The organism is Amycolatopsis sp. NPDC114484 (assembly GCF_055633755.1).
Map to the genome: position 1 here is coordinate 238,239 of NZ_JBVKDQ010000011.1, position 8,139 is coordinate 246,377.

Below are 8,139 nucleotides of genomic sequence, written 5' to 3' on the forward strand. Positions count from 1 at the left end.
CTCGTTGTTTGGTCTCGTTTTCTCTCGTCGGAGGGATGCTTCCCTTCCGTTACGCGAGGAAAGGACGAGACCCCCCCCACCCGTGACGCCCCCCTTCCCCCCCCCCCCCGACGCGATCCCGCGTTGTGTGGGGGGGTCAGGGGGCTTGGGGTTTAGGGAGCTTGGGTGGGGGTCGGGGGGTGTGTGTCCAGGGCGGTTACGCGGGCGCGGATTTGGTCTAGGTGGTCGGTTAGTTCGGGGAGTTCTTCGGCTACGTAGGCGAGCAGGCGTTCTAGGTGGCGCAGGGTTGCTCGGACGTCGTCCAGGGCGGTGGCGATTCGCGGGACTGTTTCGGCGGCTTCCAGTACAGAGGCGAACAGGCGGCGGATCAGGTGCACGGTGACTCGGGGGCCGGCCAGGGCGGCTGAGAACACGGCGCCTCCTCGGGTGCGGGGGGTCGCGGCCTTCGTACCTCATCGCGACGGCTGCGGCTGACCGGGGGCAGCGGGGGTGTTACTGGTGTGAATCGGTGGGGGTGGTGTTGACGAGGTGGTCGATCGGCTCGCGGGCGGCGATTAGGGCGGCTAGGACCGTGGTGACCGGTACTGCGGCGACGATGCCTACTGAGCCTGCCAGGGTGCGGATGATTTCCGCGGCGATGTCCTCGCTGCCCAGGAGCGAGCCCAGGCCTACGCCGGAGATCGCGGAGTAGAGCATGACCGGCAGTGCGGCGCCGGCGTAGGCCATCACCAGGGTGTTCACTGCGGAGCCGACGTGGTCTCGGCCGATCCGCAGGCCTGAGCTGTACAGCTCGCGCCAGCTGAGTGAGGGGTTCGCGCGGCGCAGTTCCCATACTGCGCTGGTTTGGGTGATCGTGACGTCGTCCAGCACGCCTAGCGCGCCGATCACGATGCCTGCCAGCAGCAGGCCGCGGGCGTCGATCCCGTGGCCTAGTGAGGCGATCAGCGTGGTGGTGCTGTCGTCGAGTCCGGTGAGCGACGCGGCGGCGGAGAAGATCGCTGACAGGATTCCGATGAGCGCGAGGCTGACGAGCGTTCCCAGTACGGCGACTGAGGTTCTCGCGGACAGGCCGTGCGTCAGGTAGAGCGCGAGGAACATGATCGCGCCTGCTCCGGCGATCGCGACCACTAGCGGGTTCTCCCCGGAGAGGATCGCGGGCAGCACGAACAGCACGATCACCACGAAACTCAGCACCAGCGCGACCAGCGCGGCTAGGCCCTGCCAGCGGCCGAGTACGAGCACGGCCACTGCGAACAGCGCGGCGAGCAGGACGAGTGGGGTGCCGCGCTGGAAATCGACGAGTGTGAACGACTGCGGATCCAGCGGATTGCCGCCGTTGTAGGCGAGGACGACCTTGTCGCCCGCGGTGAACCGGGGCGTGCTGGGCTCGATCGGGACGGTCAGCCGCACTGGTTTCCCGGCTGCCGGGCCGTCGGACATCTGCAGGTCGACGGTGAGGCACGGTTTCGCGTTCGGATCCGGCTGCGAGCCGACCTGCACCTGGCCGGGCTGCAGGCACGGACCGGACGTCGCGGTCGTGATCGCCGCCTGGACCGGGGTGCCCTGCTGGACGGCGCTCTTCGGCAGGGAACTGCCCCACGGGTACAGGACGATCATGCCGACGACGGTCGCCAGCGCCAGCGGGGCGAGGAGCCAGATCAGGAGTTTGCGGACTCGCTGCGACGCCGGGGCGGCCGGGCCGTGTCCGTGCCCATGGCCGTGCCCGTGTCCGTTCGGCGGCGGGATTTCTCGGTCGGCGGCGGGTTTCGGAGTGTCCTTTTCGGACTGTGGCGGCCGGGCCGGGGGACGGCGGCGGGCGCCGGGCGGCGGGGTGTCGCCCGGGCGGCGGGGAAGGCGCAGTTCGCCCGATTGCGCGCCGCCGCGGAGTTCGCCGGATCGCGAGCCTCGGGGATCAGCGGAGCGTGGGTTGCCTGGTTGTGCCGAGCGGGGGGCGCCGGGTTGGGCGGGCCGTGGTGCGGAGGCACGCGGACGCCGGGGTTCGCCGGGCCGTTCGGGTCGCCGTCCCGGTTCGCTGGTGCGCCCGGGGTTGGCGGAGCGCTCGGCTGGTCGTCCGGGTTCGCCCGGGCGGTCGGGGTTGGCGGAGCGCTCAGCCGGTCGTCCGGGTTCGCCGGTGCGTCCAGGGTCGGCGCGGCGCGGACGGCGCGGGCCGTCGGCCCGGGCGCGCGGCGGGGAGGCGGGAGAGGCCGGCGGCGGCACGGCGGAGGACGGGGACGCGGGTTCGCCCGGCACTCGCGGCAGCGGGCCGGTGTCGTCGGGGTCCTGATCGGGGTAGTCGTGCGGTGCCACGGCGGACATCCTGCCCTCCCGGCTCGCGGTTCACCCGTACCGGGTGGGGGAGGAAGCGGGCGTTTCGTTCAGGCGTGCGCAGAACGCAAGTGCACGCGCCGGTATGCCGAGGGCGGGGTGTCGAAATGGTCCAGAAACGCTTGCCGGAGCGTCTCCGTGGAACCGAAACCGCAGCGCCGGGCGATCGCGGCGAGCGGGAGGTCGGTCCCGGACAGCAGGCGGGCAGCGTGTTCCGCGCGCACCGTCCGTACGTATTTCCCCGGCGTGGTGCCGAGATGGGCGTCGAACAGCCGGGTCAGCTGGCGGGTGCTGATGCCGGCCTGGTTCGCCAGCGCGGGGGCGCCGAGGTCGTCGGCGAGGTGCTCCGCGACGTACGCGGTGAGGTCGCGGACCTGCCGGTGTTCCGGCGGCGGCCCGGCGAGGAACATGCTCACCTGCGCCTGGTTTCCGGGCCGCTGCAGGTAGGTGACCAGCGACCGGGCGGCTTCGCGGGCGAGCGTCGGGCCGTGGTCCTCCTCGACGAAGGCGAGGGTCAGGTCGAGCCCGCTGGTGACGCCGGCGGAGGTGTAGACGTCGCCGTGCCGCACGAAAAGCGGCACCGGATCCACGGTCACCGACGGGTATTGCTCGGCGAGCCGCGCCGCGTGCGACCAGTGCGTGGTCGCCCGGCGGCCGCTCAGCAGCCCGGCGGCGGCGAGCACGGTCGCCCCGGTGCAGACCGACGCCGTCCGCCTGCTCAGCTGCGACAGCCGCCGCACGTGCGAGAGCAGCCGTTCGTCCTTGGCGGCGGTGTGGTGGCCCAGCCCGCCCGCGACGACGAACGTGTCGAGCGGCCCGCGGACCTGGTCGATCCGGACGTGCGGGGCGAGGGTGAGCCCGGACTGGCAGGCGAACGGGAGCCCGTCGACGCTGGCGAGCCGGACGTCGTACGGCCGGGCCGCGCCGAGCCGGGTGGCGGCGTCGAAAACGTCGGAGACGCAGGCGATGTCGAGCAGTTCGGCGTCGGGGTACCCGAGGATCACGACCTGCCGGGCGGTACTCGGCATGGCCGCACGGTAGCAGCTCGCCGGGCCGGATGAACCGGGTTCGCAGGATTTCGGACACGCGTGTCCCGCCAGGCTCCCGCGCGCGGGAGCCTGGCGGCATGACGCAGAAGACGTTCGCATTCGTCGTGTACCCCGGCCTGACGCCGCTCGACCTGGTGGGACCGCTGCAGGTGATCAACGGCTACGCGGCCGCAGACCCCTCGGTCCGGGTGGCGGTGGTCGGCGAAACCTTGGAGACCCTCGGCACCGACACGCCGCTGCGGATCGCGCCGAGCCACACCTTCGACCAGGTTCCGGACCCGTCCTGGGTGCTGGTCCCCGGCGGTGCCGCGCCGACGCTGCGCGCGCTCGGCGACGAGACGCTCATCGGCTACCTCCGCCGCGCCGCGACCTCCGCCGAGCTGATGACGTCCGTGTGCACCGGTTCGCTGCTGCTCGGCCAAGCCGGGCTGCTCGAAGGCCGCGAAGCGACGACGCACTGGACGTTCCTGGACACCCTGCGCGCGTTCGGGGCCAAGCCGGTCCGGCAGCGGTGGGTGGACACCGGTTCGGTGATCACCGCCGCCGGGGTGTCCGCCGGGATCGACCTGGCGCTGCACCTGGTGGAGCGGATGCGCGGCACGGACACCGCGCGGCTGGTCCAGTTCGGCATCGAATACGACCCGCAGCCGCCGCTCGGCCCGCTCGACTGGTCGCTCGCCCCGCGCGAGCAAATGCGGCCGTTCGTCGACCACACGGTCCGGGAAGGTCTCGCCGGTCAGCCGGAGCTGCGCGAAAAGCTGCTGGCGCAGCAGTGACGCCCTCGTGAATTCCCCCACCCAGCTGAGGCAGGACGGTTTGCCAGCGCCTCGCGGGCGCGTACCGTACCGCCAATGGGTTCTCGCGGGGATGCCGGTCTCACCGTCTTCACCAGCCGGAGAGACGGCGACATCGTGCTGGTCACGGCGGCAGGCGAGATCGACATCGCGTCGGTAGGACAATTCCGTTCCGCGCTGTCCGCCGCCTCCGGAGCCGGCGGAAAACTCGTGGTGGACCTGTCGCGGGTCGGCTATCTCAGCTGCGCCGGGCTGCGCGTGCTCGAGGAGACGAGCCACGTCCGGCCGGCGCTTTCGATCGTGGCGACCGGGCCGCTGGTGCTGCGTGCTTTCGCGGTGTCCGGGATCAAGGCGCCGGTGCGCTCCGGCCTGCGCGAGGCGTGCGCCGCCGCGGGTGCGTGAATCACTGGCCGGAATCTGGGTACCCGTGGGGTGGAACCGAGATCTGCTGAGGTGATCCGAGATGTCCACCAGCACGATGTCCGGCAAGACCGCGGTCTCCGGGGGCGCAGCGGGCCTCGCTGTGCTGGCCGGGCTGTACCTGATCGCCGCGCCGTGGCTGCTGCGCTTCGGCGGGGCCGCCGAACTCGCGGTGAGCAATACGGTCGCCGGACTGGCGATCGTCGTTTTCGCCGCCATGCGCGCGCGGGATTCCGGTGCTCAGGCGTTGACCTGGGTGCTGCCGGTGCTCGGCGCGTGGGCCGCGGTGTCTCCGTTCTTGCTCCGATACGGCGACGAAACCGTGCCGTCGACCGGTGCGGTGACCGGCAACGTGATCGCCGGTGTCGTCGTGGCCGCGGGCGGGGCGGCGTTGCTGCTGCGCCGCCGCTGACGTCAGCCGAGCGCGTCGGCGAGCCAGCGGCTCCAGGTCGCGGTTTCGGCGGTCTCGTCGACGTCCGGCCGGAAAAGATGGTGCCCGACCGCGACCGGCATGCCGAGCAGCGACCGTTCGTGGAAGCGGTAGAGGGCGTCTTCGGTGCGGACTCCGGCGTAGTTCGGGGTCGAGTAATCGAGGACGCCCTCGATCGCTTCGTCGCCGACGCTGAACTGGACCGTTTGTCCGGCTGAGGGTTCGGCGGGCAAGCCGAGCGCTGCCAGCAGCTTCGGCCACGCGTCCCGGCTCGCCGACGACGCCGGGCCGTCGGCGATCACGTACGTCGCGAAGCGGCCCGGGAAGTGCGCCAGCAGTTCGGCGAGCGTGTGCAGGTACATCTCCCAGCCGACGGCGAAGGACTCGTGGTACTCGTCCTCCCAGCCGTCCTGGATGAACCCGCGGTGCACGAATCGCAGTACAGAAGTGCCGCCTTCGGCCGCCTCCACGAGGAACTCCATCGCGTCGAACGTGCCGTCCTCGGCCGCCTCGCCGCGATAGGCGAACCGGCGCGGCGGGTCCCACGCGGTGATCTCCGCCTCGGTGCGCATTTCGCCGAGCCGGAAGCGGACCCGCTTGGCGGCGGCGTCGACCTCGTGGCGGCCCATGAACCACGAGTCGATGCCCGGCCCGGTCGCGACGGCCTCCCACACGGCCTCGGGGCCCGCGGGCAGCTGAACCTCTTTGCGCACCTCGAACTCGCGGGGCATCGGCGGCGTTCCTCCTCGTGGTCGTCCTGGCCACGGTGCCATTGACAACAATACTTGTCAATGCGGTGGCGGTTCGGCTGAACGATGACAGACTGCGAAGGGACTCTCACGAAGGGACGCAAGAGCATGGCGACGGTGGCCGACCAGTTGATCGACGTTCTGGTGCAATCCGGGGTGCGCCGGATCTACGGGGTGGTGGGCGACAGCCTCAACCCCGTGGTGGACGCGGTGCGCCGCACCGGCGGTTCGGCGCGCGGCGGGATCGACTGGGTGCACGTGCGCAACGAGGAGGCCGGCGCGTTCGCCGCGGCGGCGGAGGCGCAGCTGACCGGGCGGCTCGCGGTGTGCGCGGGCAGCTGCGGACCGGGCAACCTGCATCTGCTGCAAGGGGTTTACGACGCGCATCGCTCGGGAGCGCCGGTGCTGGCGATCGCCTCGCACATCCCGTCCACGCAGATCGGCACTGGGTTTTTCCAGGAGACGCATCCGCAGCATCTGTTCGCCGAGTGTTCGCACTACTGCGAGATGGTGAGCTCGCCGGAGCAGATGCCGCGGCTCGCGCGGATCGCGGTGCAGAACGCGGTCGGGCGTCGCGGGGCCGCGGTGCTGGTGCTGCCTGGGGATGTGTCGCACGAGCCTGCCGCGAACGCCACCGGGGAGTCGGCGCCGCTGGGCAGTCCGCCCGCCGTGGTGCCCGCTGAGGCTGACATCGCTCGCCTTGCCGATCGGATCGATCGGGCGGAGAAGGTGATGATCATGGCCGGCGCGGGATGCCGGGACGCCCATGACGAGGTGCTCGCGCTCGCCGCGGCGGCCGGGGCTCCGGTGGGGCATTCGTTGCGGGGCAAGGAGTTCGTGCAGTACGAGAATCCGTTCGATGTCGGGATGAGCGGGCTGCTCGGTTACGGTGCCTGTTACGAGGCGATGCACGAGGCTGATCTGGTGTTGTTGCTCGGCACCGACTTCCCGTATGACAACTTCCTGCCGCAGCGGAACACCGTGCAGGTGGACATCGACCCGTCGCGGATGGGGCGCCGGTCGGTGCTGGAGTTCGGGGTTCAAGGCGATGTCGGCGCGACGATTCGCGCGGTGCTGCCTCGGCTGCGCGAGCGTGGCGACCGGTCGTTCTTGGATGCCATGCTGCGCAAGCACGAGCGCGGGCTGCAGCGGGTGGTCGACGCTTATACGAATGAGGTGTCGAACCACATTCCGCTGCATCCGGAGTACGTCGCCGATGTGCTCGACGAGGAAGCCGCTGAGGACGCGGTGTTCACTGTGGACACGGGGATGTGCAATGTCTGGGCTGCCCGGTATCTCACGCCTAACGGGCGGCGGCGGATCCTGGGGTCGTTCGTGCACGGGAGCATGGCCAACGCGTTGCCGCACGCGATCGGGGCGCAGGCCGCGGATCCCGGCCGGCAGGTCGTGGCGATGTGCGGGGACGGCGGGCTCGCGATGCTGATGGGGGAGTTGCTGACGCTCAAGACGCACGCGCTGCCGGTCAAGGCGGTGGTGTTCAACAACTCTTCGCTGGGGATGGTGAAGCTGGAGATGCTCGTGGACGGGTTGCCGGAGTTCGGCACCGACCACGATCAGGTGGACTTCGCGGGGATCGCCCGGGCGGCGGGGTTGTATTCGCGGCGGGTGGAGAAGCCTGGGGAGGTGCGGGAGGGGATTCGGGATATCTTGGCGCATGACGGGCCCGCTGTGCTGGATGTGGTTACAGATCCTAATGCGTTGTCTATTCCGCCCAATATTACTGCGGCGCAGGTTAAGGGGTTTGCGTTGGCGGCCAGTAAGACTGTGTTGAGCGGGGGAGTGGGGAAGATGTTGGAGTTGGCCAAGTCTAATTTGCGGAACATTCCCCGGCTTTGAGCCGGGGGGCTGAAGTTGCCTGATTTTGGGTGATGTTCGGGCAGGGGTCGTCTTCGGCGGTGGTGGCGCGGCGGGGTGCGCTGGGAGGGTCGGGTTTGTGCCTGGGTTGTGCTGGGCGGGAATTCGAGGAGTGGCGTGTGACTGTTTTGCGCAAGGTGGCGTCTGCGGGGGTGCTTGCTGCGGCTATCGCGGTGGCGGGGGCCGGTGCGGCGTTGGCTGATGATCCGGGGACGCCTCGGCTTTACAGTTCGTACGGGGAGTGCATGACTGCTGGGAACATTCTTGCGCAGCAGGGGAAGGCGCATGTGTTTGAGTGTGTGGCGTTGGGGGCTGCTCCGCCTGGGGTTCCTTCCAGTGTGTGGCAGTTGATTATTCGCTCTTGATTGCGGGTGGGTGCGGCTCGTCGCCTGGCGGCGACATTGCTTTGGTGGCGTGAGAGGGCACCCCGAAGCTGATTGTGACTACGGCGCGGGGGTTCTTGTCAAGGCGGGAAAGATGCCTTGACAAGAACCCCC

At 70.1% G+C, this 8,139-nt stretch carries 8 protein-coding genes; 4 read left to right on the top strand and 4 right to left on the bottom strand.

Features of this window, described 5'->3' with window-relative positions; genetic code table 11:
* Positions 1–152: 152 nt before the first annotated feature.
* From ACZ7SW_RS26530 to ACZ7SW_RS26540, 3 genes are all read right to left on the bottom strand, one after another.
* Entirely contained in the window at positions 153–413 is a 261-nt protein-coding gene (locus ACZ7SW_RS26530) for a hypothetical protein (protein ID WP_470233052.1), read from the bottom strand.
* Positions 414–492: 79 nt separating this feature from the next.
* On the bottom strand, positions 493–1,746 hold the full coding sequence (locus tag ACZ7SW_RS26535; protein WP_470233139.1) for a YibE/F family protein: 1,254 nt from the start codon (positions 1,744–1,746) through the stop codon (positions 493–495).
* Between the two features lie 629 nt (positions 1,747–2,375).
* Positions 2,376–3,353, bottom strand: coding sequence for a GlxA family transcriptional regulator (locus ACZ7SW_RS26540; protein WP_470233053.1), 978 nt, complete (start codon positions 3,351–3,353; stop codon positions 2,376–2,378).
* Positions 3,354–3,451: 98 nt separating this feature from the next.
* Between ACZ7SW_RS26540 and ACZ7SW_RS26545 the strand changes: the two genes are divergently transcribed.
* The 3 genes from ACZ7SW_RS26545 to ACZ7SW_RS26555 all read left to right on the top strand — a co-directional run bounded on the left by ACZ7SW_RS26545 (position 3,452) and on the right by ACZ7SW_RS26555 (position 5,000).
* The gene (locus ACZ7SW_RS26545) at positions 3,452–4,150 is read left to right on the top strand and encodes a DJ-1/PfpI family protein (protein WP_470233054.1); all 699 of its coding nucleotides are present in this window, start codon (positions 3,452–3,454) and stop codon (positions 4,148–4,150) included.
* Between the two features lie 75 nt (positions 4,151–4,225).
* A complete protein-coding gene (locus tag ACZ7SW_RS26550) occupies positions 4,226–4,570 on the top strand; it encodes an STAS domain-containing protein (protein ID WP_344276889.1) in 345 nt (114 codons plus the stop codon).
* Between the two features lie 61 nt (positions 4,571–4,631).
* A complete protein-coding gene (locus tag ACZ7SW_RS26555; RefSeq protein WP_470233055.1) occupies positions 4,632–5,000 on the top strand; it encodes an SPW repeat protein in 369 nt (122 codons plus the stop codon).
* 2 nt (positions 5,001–5,002) lie between these two features.
* On the opposite strand, the gene ACZ7SW_RS26560 is transcribed toward ACZ7SW_RS26555, so the two are convergent.
* The gene (locus ACZ7SW_RS26560) at positions 5,003–5,749 is read right to left on the bottom strand and encodes an SRPBCC family protein (protein ID WP_470233056.1); all 747 of its coding nucleotides are present in this window, start codon (positions 5,747–5,749) and stop codon (positions 5,003–5,005) included.
* 126 nt (positions 5,750–5,875) lie between these two features.
* Between ACZ7SW_RS26560 and ACZ7SW_RS26565 the strand changes: the two genes are divergently transcribed.
* The gene (locus ACZ7SW_RS26565) at positions 5,876–7,624 is read left to right on the top strand and encodes a pyruvate dehydrogenase (RefSeq protein WP_470233057.1); all 1,749 of its coding nucleotides are present in this window, start codon (positions 5,876–5,878) and stop codon (positions 7,622–7,624) included.
* Positions 7,625–8,139: the final 515 nt, after the last annotated feature.

Coding starts and splice junctions, on each gene's coding strand:
- ACZ7SW_RS26540 (WP_470233053.1), bottom strand. CDS start 3,353: ATGCCGAGTACCGCCCGGCAGGTCGTGATCCTCGGGTACCCCGACGCC.
- ACZ7SW_RS26545 (WP_470233054.1), top strand. CDS start 3,452: ATGACGCAGAAGACGTTCGCATTCGTCGTGTACCCCGGCCTGACGCCG.
- ACZ7SW_RS26550 (WP_344276889.1), top strand. CDS start 4,226: ATGGGTTCTCGCGGGGATGCCGGTCTCACCGTCTTCACCAGCCGGAGA.
- ACZ7SW_RS26555 (WP_470233055.1), top strand. CDS start 4,632: ATGTCCACCAGCACGATGTCCGGCAAGACCGCGGTCTCCGGGGGCGCA.
- ACZ7SW_RS26560 (WP_470233056.1), bottom strand. CDS start 5,749: ATGCCCCGCGAGTTCGAGGTGCGCAAAGAGGTTCAGCTGCCCGCGGGC.
- ACZ7SW_RS26565 (WP_470233057.1), top strand. CDS start 5,876: ATGGCGACGGTGGCCGACCAGTTGATCGACGTTCTGGTGCAATCCGGG.